Annotated in this window: 17 protein-coding genes; 10 read left to right on the forward strand and 7 right to left on the reverse strand. The window is 52.0% G+C overall.

Features of this window, described 5'->3' with window-relative positions; all coding sequences use genetic code 11:
• The first annotated feature begins 47 nt into the window (after positions 1 to 47).
• Both CKV68_RS04935 and CKV68_RS04940 read left to right on the forward strand, forming a co-directional pair.
• Positions 48 to 524: an inorganic diphosphatase gene (locus CKV68_RS04935; RefSeq protein ID WP_013242650.1), complete on the forward strand. Its 477-nt coding sequence runs from the start codon at positions 48 to 50 to the stop codon at positions 522 to 524.
• A 1-nt stretch (position 525) separates the two neighbouring features.
• Complete coding sequence (locus tag CKV68_RS04940; RefSeq protein WP_014526246.1) at positions 526 to 810, forward strand: rhodanese-like domain-containing protein; 285 nt, start codon at positions 526 to 528, stop codon at positions 808 to 810.
• A gap of 36 nt (positions 811 to 846) precedes the next feature.
• Here CKV68_RS04940 and CKV68_RS04945 read toward each other — a convergent pair whose 3' ends face one another.
• Positions 847 to 2,289 (reverse strand): cation:dicarboxylate symporter family transporter, encoded by a 1,443-nt coding sequence (locus tag CKV68_RS04945; protein WP_095075710.1) that lies wholly within the window; start codon positions 2,287 to 2,289, stop codon positions 847 to 849.
• Positions 2,290 to 2,629: 340 nt separating this feature from the next.
• On the opposite strand from CKV68_RS04945, the gene CKV68_RS04955 reads away from it, so the two are divergent.
• The 6 genes from CKV68_RS04955 to CKV68_RS11260 all read left to right on the forward strand — a co-directional run bounded on the left by CKV68_RS04955 (position 2,630) and on the right by CKV68_RS11260 (position 9,682).
• A complete protein-coding gene (locus tag CKV68_RS04955; RefSeq protein ID WP_095075712.1) occupies positions 2,630 to 3,877 on the forward strand; it encodes a lipase family protein in 1,248 nt (415 codons plus the stop codon).
• A gap of 21 nt (positions 3,878 to 3,898) precedes the next feature.
• Entirely contained in the window at positions 3,899 to 4,339 is a 441-nt protein-coding gene (locus tag CKV68_RS04960; protein ID WP_013912372.1) for a MarR family winged helix-turn-helix transcriptional regulator, read from the forward strand.
• Entirely contained in the window at positions 4,340 to 8,170 is a 3,831-nt protein-coding gene (locus CKV68_RS04965; protein WP_095075713.1) for a Pls/PosA family non-ribosomal peptide synthetase, read from the forward strand.
• A 429-nt stretch (positions 8,171 to 8,599) separates the two neighbouring features.
• Positions 8,600 to 8,740 carry a hypothetical protein gene (locus CKV68_RS11255; protein ID WP_167376966.1) on the forward strand — a complete coding sequence of 47 codons (141 nt, stop codon included), beginning with the start codon at positions 8,600 to 8,602 and terminating at the stop codon, positions 8,738 to 8,740.
• 550 nt (positions 8,741 to 9,290) lie between these two features.
• Positions 9,291 to 9,425 carry a hypothetical protein gene (locus tag CKV68_RS11430; protein WP_014526251.1) on the forward strand — a complete coding sequence of 45 codons (135 nt, stop codon included), beginning with the start codon at positions 9,291 to 9,293 and terminating at the stop codon, positions 9,423 to 9,425.
• A 95-nt stretch (positions 9,426 to 9,520) separates the two neighbouring features.
• On the forward strand, positions 9,521 to 9,682 hold the full coding sequence (locus CKV68_RS11260) for a hypothetical protein (RefSeq protein WP_155467572.1): 162 nt from the start codon (positions 9,521 to 9,523) through the stop codon (positions 9,680 to 9,682).
• A 96-nt stretch (positions 9,683 to 9,778) separates the two neighbouring features.
• Here CKV68_RS11260 and ppk2 read toward each other — a convergent pair whose 3' ends face one another.
• The 5 genes from ppk2 to groL all read right to left on the reverse strand — a co-directional run bounded on the left by ppk2 (position 9,779) and on the right by groL (position 14,246).
• Positions 9,779 to 10,675 carry a polyphosphate kinase 2 gene (gene ppk2, locus CKV68_RS04970; protein WP_014526253.1) on the reverse strand — a complete coding sequence of 299 codons (897 nt, stop codon included), beginning with the start codon at positions 10,673 to 10,675 and terminating at the stop codon, positions 9,779 to 9,781.
• 144 nt (positions 10,676 to 10,819) lie between these two features.
• On the reverse strand, positions 10,820 to 11,005 hold the full coding sequence (locus CKV68_RS04975; protein ID WP_046096321.1) for a hypothetical protein: 186 nt from the start codon (positions 11,003 to 11,005) through the stop codon (positions 10,820 to 10,822).
• A 55-nt stretch (positions 11,006 to 11,060) separates the two neighbouring features.
• Entirely contained in the window at positions 11,061 to 11,207 is a 147-nt protein-coding gene (locus CKV68_RS04980) for a hypothetical protein (protein ID WP_014526255.1), read from the reverse strand.
• An 803-nt stretch (positions 11,208 to 12,010) separates the two neighbouring features.
• The gene (locus tag CKV68_RS04985) at positions 12,011 to 12,199 is read right to left on the reverse strand and encodes a hypothetical protein (RefSeq protein ID WP_041479250.1); all 189 of its coding nucleotides are present in this window, start codon (positions 12,197 to 12,199) and stop codon (positions 12,011 to 12,013) included.
• Positions 12,200 to 12,605: 406 nt separating this feature from the next.
• Positions 12,606 to 14,246 (reverse strand): chaperonin GroEL, encoded by a 1,641-nt coding sequence (gene groL / locus CKV68_RS04990; protein WP_013912381.1) that lies wholly within the window; start codon positions 14,244 to 14,246, stop codon positions 12,606 to 12,608.
• Positions 14,247 to 14,457: 211 nt separating this feature from the next.
• Here groL and CKV68_RS04995 point away from each other — a divergent pair, with 211 nt between their 5' ends.
• Complete coding sequence (locus CKV68_RS04995) at positions 14,458 to 15,819, forward strand: dipeptidase (protein WP_095076240.1); 1,362 nt, start codon at positions 14,458 to 14,460, stop codon at positions 15,817 to 15,819.
• Positions 15,820 to 16,241: 422 nt separating this feature from the next.
• The gene (locus CKV68_RS05000) at positions 16,242 to 16,790 is read left to right on the forward strand and encodes an acetyl-CoA acetyltransferase (protein ID WP_095075714.1); all 549 of its coding nucleotides are present in this window, start codon (positions 16,242 to 16,244) and stop codon (positions 16,788 to 16,790) included.
• Positions 16,791 to 16,862: 72 nt separating this feature from the next.
• Here CKV68_RS05000 and CKV68_RS11265 read toward each other — a convergent pair whose 3' ends face one another.
• Positions 16,863 to 20,501 (reverse strand): DUF5979 domain-containing protein, encoded by a 3,639-nt coding sequence (locus tag CKV68_RS11265; RefSeq protein WP_167376967.1) that lies wholly within the window; start codon positions 20,499 to 20,501, stop codon positions 16,863 to 16,865.
• Between the last annotated feature and the right edge of the window lie 325 nt (positions 20,502 to 20,826).

Below are 20,826 nucleotides of genomic sequence, written 5' to 3' on the forward strand. Positions count from 1 at the left end.
CCGCTATCCTAGTACGGTAGTATTCCGATTCTATTAAGGAGCATCGCATGACCATGGAAGTCACCATCGAGATCCCCAAGGGTTCCCGTAACAAGTACGAGGTCGATCATGAAACCGGCAAGGTTTACCTCGACCGCTACCTGTTCACCCCCATGGCGTATCCGCTGGATTACGGCTTCATCGATCACACTCTTGGCGAGGACGGCGATCCCTTGGATGCTCTAGTCATCCTTCCTGAGCCAGTATTCCCCGGCGTGATCGTTAAGGCACGCCCCGTTGGTGTGTTCAAGATGACCGATGAAGCAGGCGGCGACGACAAGTTGCTCTGCGTCATCGACGACGTTCGCTGGGATCACATTCAGGATATCACCGATGTCTCTGAGTTCCTGCGCAACGAGATCGAGCACTTCTTTGTGCACTACAAGGATCTTGAGCCAAACAAGGAAGTCACCGGCTCCGGCTGGGGCGATAAGGCTGAAGCAGAAAAGATCCACGCCGAGGCTATCGAGCGATTCAAGGCTTAACATGGAAATATCGGTACGCGATATCCCACAAGGTGCTCAGCTTATCGACGTCCGCGAGGCCGACGAATACGCTGAGGTTCATGCTCTAGGCGCTATCAACATTCCGATGAGCGAATTCACTGTGCGCCTCAACGAAGTAGACACAGAGCAAGACGTCTATGTGATTTGTAAATCTGGTGGACGCAGCGCCCGCGTGGTGGAATACCTCGTGGCTCGTGATATCAAAGCCATCAACGTTGCCGGAGGCACCGATGGTTGGGTGGAAGCCGGACTTCCCACCGAATAAAAGCTAAAGGCTAGGCCCTAGGGCCTAGCCTTTTGTTTATTTCTGGTAACGCGTGAGGTCCACCTGCGGGGTGGGCTGCAGCGTCGCATGCGCCGGGTTAGTCACCGTGGGGTTACTAAAGTGCACGTCGCTATCGTCGGCAGATTCCACATAAGGAATCTTCCCATCGAGTACGTCATGTGCCCGTTGTACGTCAAGCGTGTTGGTCCAGCGTCCCACCAAAATCGTGGCCACGGCGTTGCCGCTGAAATTAGTCAAAGCGCGGGCCTCAGACATGAAGCGATCGATGCCCACGATGACGCCGACGCCGTCGAGAAGCTCTGGGCGATGCGAATGTAGTCCTGCGGCGAGCGTGGCAATGCCCGCTCCGGAGACTCCTGCTGCGCCTTTAGACGCGATAATCATAAAGACCAAGAGGCCAATCTGCTCCCCCAGAGTGAGCGGCTTGTTCATTGCATCCGAGATAAAGATGGCAGACATGGTGAGATAAATAGCCGTGCCGTCGAGGTTAAAGGAATAGCCAGTGGGAACCACGATTCCCACAGTCGATTTATCCACACCCACGTGTTCCATCTTGCGCATCAAGTTTGGCAGCGCGGACTCGGAAGAGGAGGTGGCAACGATAAGCAATAGTTCGCGACCCAAGTACTTCAAGAGTTTCCAGATATTAAAGCCTGCCCCGATGCGCAGAATGATTCCCAGCACCACAAAAATGAACAACACACACGTGATGTAGAAAGCCAGCATCAAAATCGCAAGCTGTTTAACGGCCTCAAATCCCGTTGCGCCCACCACGCCTGCGATAGCACCAAACGCGCCGATTGGCGCTACCCACAGAATCATGGTGAGCATCTTGAACACGAGCTTCTGCAGATGAGCAATACCGCGCAAGATGGGCTCGCCAGCTTTGCCCATTCCCTGGACAGCGAAGCCTGCAAGCAAGGCCACAAAGAGCGTTTGTAACACAGAACCTGAGGTCAAAGAAGAAAAAGCTGTCTCCGGGATGATCGACTGGATAAAACCGACCAGCCCCGTTCCATGCTCGGCTTTATCAGCAAAGGCGGCACCTTCGCCCGCGGTAGCCTCGATGTCTAAACCGCTGCCCGGCTCAATGAGGTTGCCCACCAAGAGACCCACGGCAAGAGCAAAAGTGGACATGATGATGAAGTACGTTAAAGCCAATCCGCCTGCTTTACCCACCGATGCGGCAGCACGAACGGAGCCAATGCCCAACACGATCGTGCAGAAGATCACCGGGGAGATCATCATCTTGATTAAGGACACGAACATCGTGCCAATAACTTTGAAGTTTTTGGCAAGGTCTGGAGCTATAAGGCCGAAAGCAATACCTGCGGCAACCGCAATAATCACTGCGATATAAAGCCAGTGCGTCCTGTCTTTGGGTGTCTTCGACTCAGCAATTTGTGGCTCCCTCGCTGGTAGGAGGGGGCTGTTTTCCCCTAAATGTGGTTCAGCCACGGTGTCCTCGATTCGAATGTTTGCGGTAGTAACGGAAATACGCAGTTCTACGAATTAAGCAACGTTGCCTATCGGTGCGATCCGTCTCACGTATCCCTATGGGCTAGAACATACGCCCGACAACCGAGATAAAAGAACATTGCCTTTCCATTCAATTAACCTAATACCCCCGAATGATCGACCTATCCCAACACTGTGCAGGTCATTCTCTCCGGTAAGACCACACCCTCACGCGCACCAAAATTTAGCGCGTGTCTCTCCAAACAAAGCCCTTGAGAGTCCCTAGGATTCAAAGATCCATTACTTTTCTTAGCAAAACTATCTAGAAGTGGTCGTGTATATGCTCTTTCCCCCTCACTTTAAAAGCTCGTTCCTCAAAGCTCTAGCAACAATCGTTATTGCCGCTTTGTATGCAGGGTTCACTCCGGCCACAGCTCAGGTCATCCCATATACCGACCCAGACGGGTTTTATTCATCTATCCCCTCTGCGACAAACACCGCACCGGGCACTGTCCTAAGCCAACGAGACGTCTCACCACCTGTCTTAGACGTGTTAGTAAAGATGAAACGCATCGCCTACACGTCTACGCACCCCAACGGCTTTTCCACCCCCGTAACCGGAGCCGTGCTCACACCCACCGCCCCATGGCACGGCCCCGGCCCACGCCCCGTAGCACTCCTCGCACCAGGAACCCAAGGAGCAGGTGATTCCTGTGCACCTTCAAAGCTACTCACACTAGGCGGAGAATATGAGATGTTTTCTGCCACCGCATTATTAAGCCGTGGCTGGACCGTAGCACTAACCGATTATCAAGGATTGGGCACTCCAGGTAACCACTCCTATATGAATAGGAAAGCCCAAGGTGCTGCACTGTTGGATTTGGGACGAGCCGTCACCACGCTGGGGTTACCGGAGGTTAACAACCACACGCCCCTTATTCCGTGGGGGTATTCCCAAGGCGGCGGGGCATCTGCAGCCGCAGCAGAAATGCATCGCTCGTACGCCCCTGATGTGAACATCGCCCTAGCCTATGCTGGCGGAGTTCCCGCTAATCTGCTTTCCGTCTCCAGTTCTTTGGAAGGTACTGCTCTTACCGGTGCACTGGGATATGTGATCACCGGGATGTATGAGATCTACCCAGAGGTCCGCGAGCCAATAAACACCTTGCTCAACACACGCGGCCAACAGTGGCTCGACCAATCAAGCCGCGATTGCCTCCCCGAGAGCCTTCTTACCATCCCGCTTCCAGACACCAGCATCCTCACCGTATCTGGGCAGCGCTTGACCAGTCTCATCTCCGCCGAGGTCTTTCAACGCGCCATTTCTGAACAAGAAATCGGGCTTATCGCTCCCGACGTTCCCGTGTTCGTGGCGCAGGGGCTGCATGATGGCATTATTCCCGCAGGCCAAGCCCGCGACATGGTTAATGGCTGGAGTGACCGCGGCGCTGACGTTACATATTGGGAGGATCCAGCGCCCGCACTGGATAAACTCTTAGGACACATACATGTACTGGGGTCATCCTTCCTCCCCGCAGTCGAGTGGGCTGAGCAACGTTTGGCCATGTTATCGCCACCAACTCCCTAAGAATGTGATAGACCTAACTATATGGTCGCCGATATTCCCGCTGCACTTCTTCAATCACCGTCCTTCCAACTAGAGCATCTGCGCCGCCGCACACGCGATTGTGTGGAGGAAGCACTGTCGCATGAAGGAATAACCCTGCGGGAATATTGGGTACTCACATGTCTTGTTTCTAGTGATGTCCCCACTCAAGCCACTCTGTGTGATGCCCTTGGGATAGACGCCTCCGACATGGTTCGACTTATCGATTCCCTAGAGGCCAAATCCTGGACCACGAGAGAGCGCGACCCTCAGGATCGTCGCCGTCAGATCGTCAAAGCTACCAAGGCTGGCAAGTCAGCACATCCGCATCTCGCAGAAGTGGTGACCAAAGCAGAGGATGCCGCGCTCGACGACTCGACGGCAAAACAGCTCAAGCACCTGCGCAAACTAGCGGCAGCAATCATCACTGCAAACGAGGATTAGTTGATCTCTTCTGACTACCTCCGCTCTAGCGAGGCGCCTTCTCCCCGAACGCTTTACGACGTCTTCACTCACACGGCGACCACATTCCCCGAGGCTGCAGCTATCGACGACGGCAGCATCATCACATATCGCGAACTCCTAGAACGCGTTCAAACAGGTGCCCAACAACTCCACGCTGCGGGGGTGGGACCCGGTAGCCGCATTGGTGTCCGAATGACATCAGGACACAGCGACCTCTACATCGCTATCTTGTCCATCCTCGCAGCCGGTGCAGCCTATGTGCCAGTGGATGCCGACGACCCCGATGAACGCGCAGAACTCGTTTTTAGCGAAGCCACCATCCAAGGCTGTTACAACGACGACGGCTTTCACTCCTACCAAGACAGCACCCCGATTACGCCAACTGTCCCTGCGCTAGAGGACACGGCATGGATCATCTTCACGTCTGGCTCTACCGGAAAGCCAAAGGGTGTGGCAGTCTCGCACCGCAGTGCCGCCGCCTTCGTTGACGCAGAATCTCAGCTCTTCTTACACGATGCACCTATCGGCCCCGACGACCGAGTGCTGGCGGGACTTTCTGTTGCCTTCGACGCCTCCTGCGAAGAGATGTGGTTGGCCTGGGCACACGGCGCTTGCTTGGTCCCGGCTCCACGTTCCTTAGTGCGTTCCGGAATGGATCTTGGCCCATGGCTTATTCGCCGAGACATCACCATAGTCTCTACCGTGCCCACGCTAGCGGGACTCTGGCCCACAGAAGCACTCGACAACATCAGGCTTCTCATCTTGGGAGGCGAGGCGTGTTCGGCGGAGCTCGTCGAGAAGCTATCCGCTCCGGAACGAGAAGTCTGGAATACTTACGGCCCCACCGAGACCACCGTGGTCGCTTGTGCAGCGCTGTTGCGGCCGAACCATCCGGTATCTATCGGATTTCCACTAGCCGGCTGGGACTTAGCCGTGGTGGATGCGCAGGGAAAGCCGGTAGGAATCGGCGGGGTCGGCGAGCTGGTTATCGGCGGGGTGGGGTTAGCGCGGTATCTGGATCCACAGAAAGACGCAGAAAAATACTCCCCGGAGTTAGGGTGGTCGCGCGCTTATCATTCCGGCGACCACGTCAAGCTCACGGAAGACGGCCTGCTTTTTGTTGGGCGTGTCGACGACCAGGTGAAGATCGGAGGACGTCGCATTGAGCTCGGCGAAGTCGATGCACATCTAGCCGCCCTCCCCAACGTGCGCCAATCCACGGTGGTTGTGCACAAGACCGGCGCAGGAGACAGCGTTTTGGTCGGATATCTCTCGCTCACCGATGAGTCCCTAGAATTCGATCACGCCCAGGCCCGCACCATCCTCAGCAACTCAATGCCGGCAGCCCTTGTTCCACGGCTCTGCGTGCTCCCAGAGCTCCCCACCACGACCTCTGGAAAAGTAGATAAACGCGCGCTGCCCTGGCCAATCCACTCGGATGTCACAGCAGCAGACCTCAGCGACACCGAACAGTGGTTGGCCGAGCTCTGGGTGGATGTGTTGGGGATGGACATTGCCGACGCAAACGCAGACTTTTTCTCCTTAGGTGGAACCTCCCTAGCCGCGGCCACGCTGATAGGACGCATCCGCGAACGGGTTCCCACCATCGCCGTGCGCGACCTTTATGACCACCCGCGCCTCGGCGCGCTTGCTGAGTATGTAGAGAGCATCCACGTCGCTCCCTCTACTCAGGAAGCCCCTGCGCAGCCGGTCTCCGCTCAAGCCCGCGCTATCCAAGGGTTAGTTCAATTAGTGGCAATGACGCTAAGTTCCCTGCAATGGGTGGCTGGCTTAGCCTTCATCAACAACATCGCAGCCAGCGCAGGCGTCAGCTGGGCACAACATATCCCGTGGTTAATAGTCATTGCCCTCCTCATCTTTGTTACTCCTCTTGGCAAACTGGCGATCGGCGGTTATGCCGCGCGAGTTCTCACTAAGGGAATCACACCAGGTTCTTATCCACGCGCCGGGCGAACGCACCTACGAGTCTGGGCAGCAGAGCGCATTGCCAACGCCTCCGGGTCCCGGTCTATCGCAGGTGCCACCTGGGTGAATTACTATGCGCGTGCGCTCGGCGCGCGAGTAGGCGACGGCGTGAATCTGCACACGATTCCACCGGTCACAGGGCTTCTCACCCTGGAAGACCACTGTTCAGTGGAACCGGAAGTAGATTTATCAGGTTATTGGGTAGACGCCCGGCATATTCATATCGGCGCAATCCATGTGGGAAAAAATGCCCGCATCGGCGCCCGTTCAGTGCTCATGCCGGGGACAATCATAGGCGATAACGCACACGTGGAAGCCGGTTCTACGGTCACGGGAAGCACACCTGTAAAAGCCAACGCCCGGTGGTCTGGGTCGCCGGCGCAAAAGGTGGGGCGCTCCAAGCACCGCTTCCCGGATACACCCCCGCCACGCCGCCCCCAATGGGTCCTCGCCTATGGCCTATCTTCTTTGTTCCTCGCGCTTCTTCCTTTGTGCGCAGTGGCTATCGGTGGTGCCACCATGATCGCTTTTGTGCACACCACCGGCGTTCACCCTTTTCTGGGCATGATAGGCGCCGCCCCCGCAGGGGCTCTCATAGCCTTTGTCTCTTATTCTTTCTACGTCTGGGGACTCATCCGGCTGCTGAGTCTGCGCCTTACCCCTGGTGTTGCTCCAGTACGCTCGGCCACGGGTTGGCGGGTGTGGTTTATCCAACGCCTCATGGACGATGCCCGCACATATCTTTTCCCGCTCTACGCCGCGCAGCTCACGCCTTTGTGGTTCCGTAGCCTTGGCGCAACGGTGGGCAAAGACGTAGAAATCTCCACCGCCGTGATGGTGCCTACATTTGTTGATATCCGCGACGGCTCTTTCCTCGCCGACGACACCCTTGTCGGCGGCTACGAGCTCGGCGGCGGCTGGATGCTCGCCGGGGCAACCAAGATTGGCAAGCGCTCTTTTGTGGGAAACTCCGGTATCGCTGGCCCACAGCGCAAACTGGCCAAAAACTCCCTCGTAGCGGTACTTTCCTCCACTCCAAAGAAGTCCAAGGCTGGATCTAATTGGTGGGGCTCGCCGCCAGAACGCATGCGCCGCGTCACCGTGACCACCGATGCGTCGGAAAGCAGCACATATAAGCCACGTCTCCAGATGAGGATTCTCCGAGGCGCTATAGAAACCCTCCGGCTGCTCGCCCCCATCACCAGTGGTGTTCTTGCCACAGCGGTGCTAGCTAGCCTGCAGTTGTTACTGATTAACCTAGGCATTGGAATGACAATCCTGCTCGGTGGCGTGGTTCTTGTAGCTGCCGGAGCCCTTGCGTTACTGATCACGGTCGCCATGAAGTGGCTATGCGTTGGCCGCCACCGCACAGGCGACCATCCCTTGTGGAGTTGGTTTGTATGGCTCAACGAACTTCAAGACACCTTTGTGGAAGTGGTCGCAGCCCCCTGGTTCTTTAACCACGCACTCGGCACAGGGTCCCTCAATATCGGGTTACGCCTCCTCGGCGCGCAGATAGGCAAAGGCGCGTGGATTGAGACGTACTGGTTGCCCGAGACCGATCTCTGCCAGATCGGTGCTGGGGCAACGATCGGCCCCGGCGTGGTGGTGCAGACCCACCTCTTCCAAGATCGCGTGATGAGCCTAGGCACCGTCACCATCGCACCGGGAGCGACCCTGGCGGCGCATTCCGTCGCGCTTCCCGCTTCCAAGCTTGCCGACGCCACCACTATCGGCCCCGGCTCACTCGTCATGCGCGGTGACCAAGTTCCAGCGCACACCCGCTGGCAAGGAAATCCGATTGAACCGTGGATCCCCAGCTAATCCCTGTTTTGTTCACACGTCACCAAATTTTTTGCAATTTTGCGTAACATCACCAGTAAATCCTCCGATACTCAAAATGTAAGGCCTAAGACGCCATATCCAGTGACGTTCTGAACGACTCAGGGGCACCCGCCCTTCAGTCATGCCTTCACCCAGCAGGGTAAATGTAATAACCCTCATTACAATTACCTTAAAAAGGGTGCAGAACCCACCCCCTTTTAGGTGGAAATTGCACCCCTGTTATTCGAGTCACTTTACTCCCTTTATGGTTGCTACCTGCGGAATTTTCGACTTATGATTAAAGTTTTTCCTAAACTTTTTCCGAAAAATTCCAAGAGTAGCGACCAACACCAAAAGGGCAGGTAAAGTGCATTAAACAGGGAAAGCTCATCACTTTCCCTTAATACCCTCAATCGAAAGGAATGTCCCATGTTCACCGCAATCCACAACTTTGTCCTCGATCTCCTCGACCTCGACTTCCTCTCCTCCCAGCCAAAGGATTACTTCCTCGGCGCCTGGGACTCTTTCCTTGACATCTTCGACGCCATCAAGGACGCCCTCTCCTCCTAGTAAGAATTAAACGCTAAGAGAATGTGGCCCGCAGGTTAACCTGCGGGCCACATTCTCCTTTTTGGAAGGCGCTGTTATTTATATCAGCACACACCCCACCCACAGCACCCAAACCACAAAAGAGTATGGGAAAATTATAAAAGACTGAATTTTTTATAAGCGTTAAGGCTTGGTATATTGGTTAAAAATAAGGGAACTGAAAGTTCCCTCCAGTCCGAAAGGGATACCCATGCCACATGTCTTCTATGAATTTTTTTCCGACCTACTAAACTTTGAAGCTCTCTCCTCCGCCCCTGGAGCCTACTTCCATAATATATGGATAGGAATCAAGGACATTTTCACCGTTTTTTCATCTTCCAGATAAGACCGCAATCCAAAAACAGATCTTGAACCTATAAGGCGCTCGCCAAAAGTCGAACCCATTAATTCAAGCCGGTCTCTTTTGGTAAGCATTTCCATTTCATCCACAGCATCTACACCACGAAAAATACATTAAGAATAGTCATAAAAAGCCTAAGGCTTTTCTTAACGCTTCAAGTGAGGAACACCCATGGCCAACGCCATTTATAATTTCTTCTTCAACCTACTCGACCACGAGGCGCTTTCTTCTGCTCCAAGCGCATACTTTAATAACGGATGGAACGCGATCAAGCAGCTCTTCAACGCTTTTTTCTCTTCGCGATAGAACTCCAAATCCAAGACCGGATCTTGCAGCGCATAAGGCCCTCTCTAAAAGTCACACTTATTAGTCAATGACTCACTCAGTCGAAAGGAATATTCATGTCTAGCGCTATTTACCATTCCTTCGACGATCTTTTCACTTTTGATTTCCTCTCCTCGAACCCAGAAGGATACTACTCAGATGCTTGGGCATCTTTTGAAAATATCTTTCTTCACGTAAAGCACCTCTTCCTTGACATCAAGGACAGCCTTTCTTCTTAATCTGCAAGGAAGAAAATATGGTGAAAGCGCGTTCCGGTAGTTTTAACTACCGGAACGCGCTTTCACCATTAAATATTGATATAGAACTAAACTGCACTAATCCCCAATTCGATCTCGCCCGCGCATCACGATATTCGAGTCCGGTATTCCTACAACGTCATGGTCTTTGTTTGTATATTCAAACTTGCTCAGGATGTACCTCATCGCATTGATACGAGCTCGCTTCTTATCGTTAGATCGGATCGTGATCCAAGGAGATTCATCCGTGTCCGTATAACGGAATTGCTCTTCCTTCGCCCGCGTATAGTCATCCCATTTATCCAAAGACGCGAGGTCCATCGGAGAAAGCTTCCACTGCCGCACAGGATCAACCTGCCTAATTGCGAACCGTGTCCTCTGCTCTTTCTGAGTCACCGAGAACCAAAATTTGGTAAGCGATATACCGGAACCCAAGATCATATTTTCCAGCATTGGCACTTCTCTAAGAAACTCTGCATGCTGCGATTCCGTGCAGAATCCCATCACACGCTCCACACCCGAACGGTTGTACCATGAGCGGTCAAAAAAGACGATCTCACCAGCACACGGGAAATGCTCAATATAGCGTTGGAAATACCATGAAGTGGATTCTCTCGGCGAAGGTTTCTCCAGCGCAACTGTCCGAGCACCACGAGGATTCAGATGCTCATTAAAACGCTTAATAGTGCCACCTTTACCGGCAGCATCGCGCCCCTCAAACAGAATGATATGACGCTGACCTGTATCCTTTGTCCAGTTCTGCCATTTCAGCAGTTCAATCTGCAAAGCACGCTTCGTGTGCTCATACTCTTCCCGCGACATACGCTCGGGATAAGGATAAGACTCTTTCCATGTGTCCACCGGAGTCCCGTCCGGGGCCAAGAGAATGGGATCATCCTCATCAGAGTCATCAACTATATAGCCCTCGATTGCTGCAAGGTCTATGGTTGGTAGCTCTTTCTCCGATGCACTCATACTCATAATGATAGCGCTCCTCCCCTTCAGAAACCCGACTATAGGGATAAATAATCATTCAGATTCTGAAACATTCATGCTTCTATCGCATGCAAAAATCCCACTGTTTAGATAAAACCAAACAGCGGGATTTGTACTTAAGCGTTACTTGCTAGAACCGGAGGAGAGGAAAGCGCTCGACAGATTGCCACCCCAGACATCGAGCTTGTCTGCGAAAGTACCGTCGAAGATGAACTTACCGAACTTCACAAGCGCATCGTAGCCCTTGAAGAAGTCACCGAGGCGCTCCAGGCCGAGAACAAGATCGTTAGCCATCTGAACAATATTCATTATTTAGCTCCTAATAGGATGAGACGAATTTGGTGTTTTAAGGATCGATTATTGCTTAGAAAACTTTGTCGACCGGGATCAGACGAGCCCACTCAAGAGCGGTCTCTACGACAGCGTGTACAGCTTTAGCGATCTTATCGAACTCAAAACCCTTGAAAGTGTCAAGAATGTTTGAAGAGAGAGAAATCAGTTCAGAAGACATATGTACTCCTAGAAGTAATCCCGGAGGGGTCCGGGGTGGAAAACTTTCCCACCGAGACTTGGCTGCAACACTAGCCTCCGATGGCTAGTTACGAACGATAACACCGAAGCATGACCGGCGCTAGCCAAAACAAAACCCACGTAGAGCGTTTTTAACAGCAGCTCAAGCATCAAATCTGCTTATGTAACGCTTCCGCCGGACGTACAAATATAGCGTTTCCCTAGGTGGAAGTATGCGAATCCCTATAACAACCCAACCTAGACAGAGTCAACCACCCCACAAATAGGGGCAGATTGAACCAAAGTAAAATTTTTCAAATTTTACCCCTATACGGGGTGAAATTTGGCAAAATGCCTAGATACAGAATTAAAAGTTAAGCACTTTCATGCACAAAAAGCCTATTCCCCCTCTAATTTTTGCGTGCGTTTTTCGCCTTTACCCGACAAGTATTGACTTTTAATCAGCTCATACTTTACGGATACAGAAAAGTGCTTTGCCCCAAAGCTAAATCTTTTCCCCTCACAATCCCCAGGAAACCCGCAACTATATTTACATAGATTAATCCCCGTTCGTCGGCACCCAGCGGCCCAACAAACGGGGATTAAATCATTCAGATATCAAGTATTATTTGAAAATCTTGATCATCGATGCAACGTTGCCACCAAGCTTGGCAAGCGACACCATGAAATCAAAGATCTCCTTAACAACGCCGGTGGTTGAAAGCTGAACCCAGTTTTCCATGTGCTCCATATTTTTCCTCTTTCAGATTTGTGTACGTGTTTCAAGCGTTAGGGAAGATACCCTTAGGCCGCAGGAGCCTCAGGAGTCTTGGTGAAGATCTCCTTAGTCTCTGTCATCGCGCTGGACATTCCACCTTCGATCCATTTAGCAACCTGCATCAGAAGCTTTGGAACACCCTGGAAAAGGCCGGAAATTGCTTCCATGCCATCCTTGAACTTGCCCAGGTGATCTGCCATAACTGTCATATCCATGAAGTATCTCCTCTGAGAGAGAGGTCGGTACGCGTACCGACAGGAATTAGTAAGTAACGTCATCAGACGTCTCGGATAGCAATTGTGTCACAAAGTTGCCCACATTCAAGCCGGGCCACTCACACCTCCCAAACCACACAATAGCGAGTCAACCAAACAGTCGATAGAACTGTGCAAAAAGTTAGAAAAAATGGCCCGTAGGTTCGTTAATTTCATTATTAAAAAAGGTTTCCGGCCAATATCCACCCACTCATGTGCGCTATGTGACAAATTAACTTTCGCCTTCAACACAAAAACTTGACCTACGCAACATTGTGAAAATTAGGAATTACGCCTTTTTTTACCCCAAAAATGGGGGAACCCGGCCCCTTATTCAGGGGCCGGGTTGAAGACATCCAGGCTTACATTAGAAGCCCATTCCACCCATCTCGTCAGCGCCAGGCATTGCAGGAGCAGCTGGCTCCGGCTTGTCGGCAACAACAGCCTCGGTGGTCAAGAACAGAGCTGCGATGGACGCAGCGTTCTGCAGAGCAGAGCGAGTGACCTTCACTGGGTCATTGATGCCAGCAGCCATCAGATCAACGTACTCTCCGGTAGCTGCGTTGAGGCCTTCGCCTGCAGGGAGGTTAGAAACGTTGTTAGCCACAACGCCGGGCTCTAGGCCAGCGTTGAGAGCGATCTGCTTCAGCGGTGCAGACAGTGCCTCGCGGACGATCTTCACACCGGTAGCCTCGTCACCGGTGAGGTCCAGGTCGCCGTCGAGAACGTGTGCAGCTTGCAGCAAAGCAACGCCACCGCCGGCAACGATGCCTTCCTCGACAGCTGCCTTAGCGTTGCGCACTGCGTCTTCAATGCGGTGCTTACGCTCGGTGAGCTCAACTTCGGTAGCCGCACCAACCTTGATCACAGCAACGCCACCGGCAAGCTTTGCCAGGCGCTCCTGCAGCTTCTCACGGTCGTACTCAGAATCCGAGTTTTCGATCTCAGCGCGGATCTGGTTTACGCGACCCTCGATCTGCTCAGGCGATCCTGCACCCTCGACGATGGTGGTCTCGTCCTTGGTCACTACAACCTTGCGTGCACGGCCCAGCAGCGGGATGTCAGCGGTCTCCAGGGAGAGGCCGACCTCTTCAGAGATAACCTGTCCACCGGTGAGGATCGCCATATCCTGCAGCTGCGCTTTACGACGATCACCAAAGCCCGGTGCCTTCACAGCAACAGATTTGAAGGTGCCGCGGATCTTGTTCACAACAAGAGTGGAGAGTGCTTCACCCTCAACGTCTTCAGCAATAATCAGCAGTGGCTTGCCAGCCTGCATGACCTTTTCCAGCAGCGGCAAAAGCTCCTTGATGTTGGAGATCTTGCCGGAAACTAGAAGGATGTATGGGTCTTCTAGAACAGCCTCAAGGCGCTCCATGTCAGTAGCAAAGTAGCCGGAGATGTAGCCCTTATCAAAGCGCATACCCTCGGTCACCTCAAGGTCAACGCCAAAGGTGTTGGATTCCTCAACGGTGATGACGGATTCCTTGTTCAGGGTTCCGTTGCCTACTGCATACATAGCCTTGGCGATCTGAGCGCCAATTGCTGGATCAGCAGCAGAAATACCAGCGGTCGCAGCGATCTGCTCCTCGGTCTCTACTTCTTTAGCGTTCTGCAGAAGGTTTTCGGTCACCTTAGCCACAGCCTGCTCAATGCCGCGCTTGATCCCCATTGGGTTAGAGCCCGCAGCGACGTTGCGCAGACCCTCGCGGACAAGTGCCTGAGCCAGAACAGTAGCGGTGGTGGTGCCGTCGCCGGCAACGTCGTCAGTCTTCTTAGCGACTTCCTTAACCAGCTCAGCGCCGATCTTCTCGTACGGGTCCTCGAGCTCAATTTCGCGAGCGATAGAGACACCGTCGTTGGTGATGGTCGGGGCGCCCCAGCTCTTTTCTAGAACAACGTTACGACCCTTAGGTCCGAGCGTGACCTTAACCGCATCAGCCAAGGTATTCAGGCCCTTTTCAAGGCCCCGGCGTGCTTCCTCATCAAAGGCAATGATCTTTGCCATGAAAGTTTGTGCTCCTTATATATAGGACGACACTCACGTCTCGACGTTCCAGCAGGCGCCCGCGACGGCACGGTGGGCCGAGTGTAAACCAACCTCACCCGCTGATATGTCTCGAAAGTTTCGTTTTATCTAGCACTCTAACGATCAAAGTGCTAACCACCGTTTTAGCAGTCTCCCCATGCGAGTGCAAGATCGTTCTACACTGGGCACCATGATTGCAGACATCGTTAATAAGGTACGTCCGCTCGTCGAGAAGCAAAGGGACGCCATATTCAAGGATCTCAGCGAGATCACGTCCTACAACTCTGTGCACTCCACTCCAGAATGCACCGACGACCATGCCGCCGCATGCGCATGGGTCGTGGATGCGCTGACCAAAGCAGGACTAGAGGTAACCGAATACCCCTACGACGGCGGAGCCACCACTGTACTGGGCACAAAGAAGGCCGTCGGGGACGCACCTACCGTACTGCTGTACTCGCACTATGACGTCGTACCCGCCGGTGATCCCGCCGACTGGATCAGCGACGCCTTTACGCTTACCGAACGCAACGGACGCTGGTACGCCCGCGGCGCCGCCGATTGCAAAGGCAACCTCGTGATGCACCTCGCCGTGCTGCGCGCGATACAGGAACTCGGCGGCACGGATCTAGGCATCACTTTCCTCGTCGAAGGATCCGAGGAACAAGGCGGCGCAGAACTTAGCTCGCTTATCCACACCCAGCCCGAGCTCTTCCAATCAGATGTCATCCTCATCGCAGATTCCGGCAACCAGGAAGTAGGCGTTCCGACGCTCACCACCACCCTTCGTGGCGGCGCACAAATCACGGTTACGCTCAAAACTCTGAATGCCGCAGTCCATTCCGGTAGTTTTGGCGGGGCCGCCCCCGACGCCGCTGCAGCGCTTATCCGACTGTTGGACTCACTCAAAGACGAGCACGGCCGCACCGTCATAGACGGCGTAGATTGCTCCGCGCGATGGCCAGGAGGAACTTATGATCGCGAAAGCTTCCGCGCCGATTCCACCATGCTTGACGGCACGCAGATCATGGGAGCCGACGAAGATAACCCTGCAGACATGGTCTGGGCACGTCCAGCTATTTCCATCACAGGTTTTACCTCCACCCCGGTAGACAAAGCAGTCAACGCAGTCCCACCCGTGGCCAGCGCACGACTCAACCTCCGCGTACCACCAGGACTCAAAGCCACCGACGTTGCAGAAGCTCTTATTGCACACCTCAAAGCCCATGTTCCGTGGGGAGCACATATTGAAGCCAGCTACGACGATGCAAATGAACCATTTGAAGCCAAAATCGACGGCCCGGCAATGTCTCACTTCAACGCTTGCCTAGCCAACGCCTATGGCAAAGAAGATACCGTACATATCGGCTCGGGTGGTTCCATCCCACTATGCTCTGAGCTCCTAGGAATCATGCCGCATGCAGAACTGGCACTTTTTGGCGTAGAAGAGCCACAATCCACGATTCACTCCCCCAACGAGTCCGTAGATCCCAATGAAATCCGCGATATTGCAGTCGCAGAAGCCTCTTTCCTACTGACATACGGAAAATAGCCTCAACCAGGAAACCCCGCAGGCGATATTGGTCGTTGCCTGCGGGGTTTCTGTGTGAGGAGCTACGCCTTCCGACTCTTTTGTTGTTTTTGAGAACGCTAGCGGACACGTGACGCACAAAACCCCAGGTTGTGTTTTTTAGCGTTCTCAAAAACGACACCACCCCCGAACTCAAAAACCCTTGCGGCTCAACCACATCCCCGTTAGCATCGCAGGTGTGATCCACATCATTGGTTTCTCTCAGCGTGCACAGCAAGTGCTCGTGGCCCCAGTAGCGGCCCGAGTGCTCAAGGCTGCTACAGCCATGTGCCCGTCTGTGGGATAGGAGGACTGACTCCCACATTCGGGAAGCAGCCGTTAAACCCACAACATCCAACGTCGGTCCATATCCTTTATCCGTTTTCACACAAGGACCGAAATCAATGTCTTCTTTCACCTCATCGCTTACTTTCCGTTCTCGCCGTTCGTTGCTGACAAAAACCTATACCCAACACTCCCCCATTCCCAGCACGACGCGAGTGTTTGCCGACGATCCTTTCCGAGCACGCTTCGGCCATAAGTTGCCCAAAGGTTTAAGAGAAGAAGCACATGGCATGCAATGGCGAACGTTCACCGCTATCTATGCGCCAGCTTCCACAATTCGCGTCCACATCACAGGGATACGCAAGCTACGCGGCAACCATAACTCCTATGACATTGAGCTTCATCGGAACACAACTGACGGAAGAATCACTGAAACCCACTCAATCGTGGCATCAGGCCCCATCGCTGCATGCACCCACATCTTGGCTAATGCAGGGCGTCGAGTAGAAATTCTTTCTTTCCACCAATTCGAGATATTCGAATCCACCGTGACGTTTGTGCTTGCTTCCCACAATCATCGCCAACACTGGGCAATGGGTTTCGGCGGCAGTCGTGAGCACTCTGCTGCAACTGCAATGAGCTCTGCATCTGAGCTGCTGTTTGGGTAGTCACACAACAAAACCCTGATCGCGATATAACTACGATCAGGGTTTTTGTTTTAGCTAGCTAGCAATAATAGGTCAGTTTTTCTTCTTTCCTCTGCGGATAACAAACACTCCAGCAGCAATGAGTAGAGTGCTTGCAAACGCCAGACCAATCACACTCGCACCGGTCTTGGCCAAAGGAGTCCGCTGTTTATTCACTTGCGCCTTATTCGGCTGTTGTGGTGCAGGAGCCTGCGGAGCAACCTGAGGTGGAACAGACGAGGTTGGCGGAATTATCGGCGTGATCACAAATGGCAGAAGTGGGATTAGCGGTAACAAAGGAATGAGTGGAACAAGCGGAGAGAACGGTGGCTTCTCATAACCATTCACTGCAGAGACGGTAACCGTGGGGTTTCCTCCAATAATGCTAATTTTTCCGTCGTTGGAATTAGTATGGTTCCAATTTGCTCCATCAATGTGCCCATCGCGCTCCGTTATCATGCATTCTGATCCATCAGCGATACCAGAAACCGGATCGGAAGAACCCTCGCCCTTGATGTTGAGCATCCCCCGAGCAGTTTCTTTATCCCTCTTTGTGCAGACGTAATCGAAGGTGAAAACTTTTTCTTTCGCCTTATCCGATGCGGCGCCCACCAACTGTTTACGAATAACAAAGCCACCCGTATGTGCTTTATACGTATTAGTAGCAGTGACGCTTACTACCTGGTTTTTCTCACCGATAACAAACCGCTGGTTCTCCCATGTAGTCGCAAGAGAAGCTCCAGGTATAGACGCATCCTTTTCAGAGACAACGCATTCTGTACCTATAGCTATTTCTTCAGATACGGCAACAGAACCGCGTCCATTCGCAACAGGAACGGTGGCCTCACCGCTAAGGTTGCCGCAGGTCCAATCAAAACCAAATTCTTTGGGGACCGTTAACCCGTCTTCGGCATTAACGATTTTGTCGATCTTAAAACTACCCTTTTGCTGGGTAAACGTATTGTGCGCTTTAACTAGAAGTACAGGATCGTCTTCCGATGGAACTGTGAACTTTGCAGTTCCACCGTTCACAGAAATACCCTCGCCGGAAAAATCAACCGACCAATCAGCCCCATCATGGTGAATCTCCGATTCAGTAACTTCACACTCAGAACCCACTGGTATTTTTTCGATATGCTTCGTTTGTCCGTTCATAACTGAAACGGAGCCATCAATTGCAGTTTCACCGGTAGGCGCCTTGCAGGAATACTTAAATTCAAAAGGAAGCTCCGTGAGCTTTGCAAGATCCTTAGCATCCCCGCCAACAGTCTTGCTAATCGCAAAACCACCATCAGCGTAATCGAAAGTATTTGTTGCAGTTACTGCGACGAGCTTGCCTTCTTCAATGGTGAACTCACCATTCTTGGTAATACTGCCAGTCCACGTAGTTCCACGTGGTACATCGAAAGAGGCCTCTGTGATCTTGCAGTGCGTTCCTACAGGAATGTCTTTAGGGCTTTCTACCAAAGCACCTGCTTTGGTAGAAAGCTCTCCCGTTTTTTCTCCACATACGTAATCGAAGGTGTACTCAAGATCTTTAGCTAACGCTGCTGCGGGACCTTCAACAGCCTTAGTTAACGTAAATCCACCAAGCTTTGGCTTATAAGTATTGGTGAACTTCACATCAATACTCTGCTTTTTATCTTTGCCGATTATAAACTTGCCGTTTTCTACAGACGACGTCCACTCATATCCGGAAATAGCAGCATTTGTATCCAGCTCTTTAACTTCGCACTCAGTGTTTTCCAGGAATTCCGGTGAGACAAAAGGCTTCTCCGCAGACACTTTAAACGGTGTCCATTCAGAGCTTCCGCACTTGTATTCCCCTGAAAATTCTTTGCTCTGGTACTGAGGATCAGCTGCTACCTTGGCGTCGCCTTCCAAAACCTTCTTAACAGTGAAGGTTCCCTTTGGCACAGGAGTATAGATATTAGTTGCGACAACTTTAGCGGTTTGTCCTTTCCCGATGGTTATGACGCCATCACCAGGAGTCAATGTGTGAGACCAAATTTGTTGCTCTACATCTGTTCCCTCTTCGAGCTCTTTAATCGTGCACGTAGTACCCACTGGATACTCTTTTCCGGAAATGAATGGCTTATTTGCAGAAGCCTTTACCTTCTGAAGATCTTCATCATTACAGGAATAAGTGAAATTAAATTCTTTGTCTTTCAATCCATCGACAATGGTCTGTTCGCCTACCAATTGCTTTTCGATAATGAAAGATCCAGTCTCTACTTTCGGATCTTCTGGATAGGTGTTTGTGGCAATGAGGTCTACCGAGTTTTCCTTAGGATCACGAATTGTAAAAGTAGCTGATGACGCCGGTTGACCATCGATAATCCACGACAATTGCGGTTTTGGTGAGCCTAGCTGATCATTTTTTTCTTTAACTTCACAACTCATACCCTTTTCTAAAGAAGTAAAGTGTCGGTAATCTGTTCCGTTGCCGCTAACCTTGAATTCTTCAGCTACGGTTTTAGAACCATCTGCTTGTTCACACTTATATTCAAAAGTAAACTCACTCGGGATATTCGGCCCAGTTCCGATAACTGCTTTCCGTACTGTAAATCCGCCTAATTTACCAGTGCCAAATCCGCCGGAACCGGGAATAGCAGCATATCCGGTGTAGTCTTTGCCATTTACATTTGCAGTATTAGTCTGCGTACTAAAAGCTTCTGGCTTAGTTTCTGTATAAGTAGTAAACCGAACTATTGGGCCAGTCTGTGGGGACAAACCATAGGGAAACTCAAATACTATCTCCTGTTCTGAGCAAGTAACAGTAAAGTTATGTCCAGTAAAAGTGTTTTGAATTCCTGTAAAACCGACATAACGCCCGCCATCAGCATAATTATTGGCATTAATGATATTGCCCAAGTAGAAAAAGCCATTTGACCATGTCCCGACGTTCACAGCCTCGCTAGGGGAAGTCATTGTGGAATCACACGCAAACTTATGCCCATCAGGCGCTCTATCTGTTACACGGAAGCCACCTTCTGCAGTTTCAGTCCCTTTAGTATTGCCGTTAATCCAAACAGTCCAGTCAGTCAGATAGATATCCGTTCCAGCTACAGTTTGCTTTCCTCGGTACTGACCAGCTTTTGCTGTTTCATGGGTATTTCCCCCTGGACCATCTTTCGGATAGACACCCGCCAGAGCACCTTGACCGCACCCAGAGAATTGAAGCAATCCATCAACCGAAGAGTCGTACCCGGTCTCGGTATTAATCTGAGATCTGTCCCATTGAAGTGATACTTTCACTTTTCCCTGAACGTCGAAATGCGTGCCGGCAAAATCAGAGAGCGTAACTATCAGATCCTTACTCGACCATTCAGCAGTTCCCACTTCACGATTAGAAGCATCGCGCAGTGTGAAACTCCGGTCAGCTCCCGTCGCCACCTGCAGCTGAGGCGGCAACGTAAAAGTTATTTTATCGCCAGCTTTAGCGGTATTTGGCACTTTCCAGTCAAATTCAGCAACAGCAGACTCCCCGACATTGGTATAGCTTCCTCCTTGAACTCCACCCCCTTCAACCCAGTGAAGGTTATCCCAGCTGCCAACACATGTTGACTGGGCAGAGGATTGAGGAACTTTACCGGCATATACCGATACCGACATTACGAGCAGAGCAGCTAGCAATAGCCCAAAGATGCTCCGAGGCAGGCTATTCACCTGCGCTTGTGAGGGACTTTTCATTTTCAGTTTTGCCTTAACTAAATTTATTTTACCTAAAAAGACACAGCAGATCTTCTACATATAGTTATTTCACAAAACCAGAAATAACTAAAGTTAATGCAATTAAATTCTCAGATTCGCCGTTTATTTTTCCCTCAAAAACACTACTTTTTATCAAAAGCCCTGCTAACACTTGCCTTCAATCTCACACTCCCCACACCTGCGCTAAGATAACAAGAGTGAGCTGCGCCGATGCATGACGCAAAACTACACTTCCTACACTCCGACGCGATTTTCAATCCCGCTGCGTTACTACATTGCACGCACTTTCACTTCGCCTTGTACG

Origin of the sequence: Corynebacterium ulcerans (genome assembly GCF_900187135.1) — a bacterium.
Classification (GTDB): domain Bacteria; phylum Actinomycetota; class Actinomycetes; order Mycobacteriales; family Mycobacteriaceae; genus Corynebacterium; species Corynebacterium ulcerans.

What these genes read in the sequence shown, in the direction of transcription:
- CKV68_RS04935 (WP_013242650.1), top strand. Translation starts at nt 48, where the DNA reads ATGACCATGGAAGTCACCATCGAGATCCCCAAGGGTTCCCGTAACAAG.
- CKV68_RS04940 (WP_014526246.1), top strand. Translation starts at nt 526, where the DNA reads ATGGAAATATCGGTACGCGATATCCCACAAGGTGCTCAGCTTATCGAC.
- CKV68_RS04955 (WP_095075712.1), top strand. Translation starts at nt 2,630, where the DNA reads ATGCTCTTTCCCCCTCACTTTAAAAGCTCGTTCCTCAAAGCTCTAGCA.
- CKV68_RS04960 (WP_013912372.1), top strand. Translation starts at nt 3,899, where the DNA reads ATGGTCGCCGATATTCCCGCTGCACTTCTTCAATCACCGTCCTTCCAA.
- CKV68_RS11255 (WP_167376966.1), top strand. Translation starts at nt 8,600, where the DNA reads ATGTTCACCGCAATCCACAACTTTGTCCTCGATCTCCTCGACCTCGAC.
- CKV68_RS11430 (WP_014526251.1), top strand. Translation starts at nt 9,291, where the DNA reads ATGGCCAACGCCATTTATAATTTCTTCTTCAACCTACTCGACCACGAG.
- CKV68_RS11260 (WP_155467572.1), top strand. Translation starts at nt 9,521, where the DNA reads ATGTCTAGCGCTATTTACCATTCCTTCGACGATCTTTTCACTTTTGAT.
- ppk2 (WP_014526253.1), bottom strand. Translation starts at nt 10,675, where the DNA reads ATGAGTGCATCGGAGAAAGAGCTACCAACCATAGACCTTGCAGCAATC.
- CKV68_RS04975 (WP_046096321.1), bottom strand. Translation starts at nt 11,005, where the DNA reads ATGAATATTGTTCAGATGGCTAACGATCTTGTTCTCGGCCTGGAGCGC.
- CKV68_RS04980 (WP_014526255.1), bottom strand. Translation starts at nt 11,207, where the DNA reads ATGTCTTCTGAACTGATTTCTCTCTCTTCAAACATTCTTGACACTTTC.
- CKV68_RS04985 (WP_041479250.1), bottom strand. Translation starts at nt 12,199, where the DNA reads ATGGATATGACAGTTATGGCAGATCACCTGGGCAAGTTCAAGGATGGC.
- groL (WP_013912381.1), bottom strand. Translation starts at nt 14,246, where the DNA reads ATGGCAAAGATCATTGCCTTTGATGAGGAAGCACGCCGGGGCCTTGAA.
- CKV68_RS04995 (WP_095076240.1), top strand. Translation starts at nt 14,458, where the DNA reads ATGATTGCAGACATCGTTAATAAGGTACGTCCGCTCGTCGAGAAGCAA.
- CKV68_RS05000 (WP_095075714.1), top strand. Translation starts at nt 16,242, where the DNA reads ATGTCTTCTTTCACCTCATCGCTTACTTTCCGTTCTCGCCGTTCGTTG.
- CKV68_RS11265 (WP_167376967.1), bottom strand. Translation starts at nt 20,501, where the DNA reads ATGAAAAGTCCCTCACAAGCGCAGGTGAATAGCCTGCCTCGGAGCATC.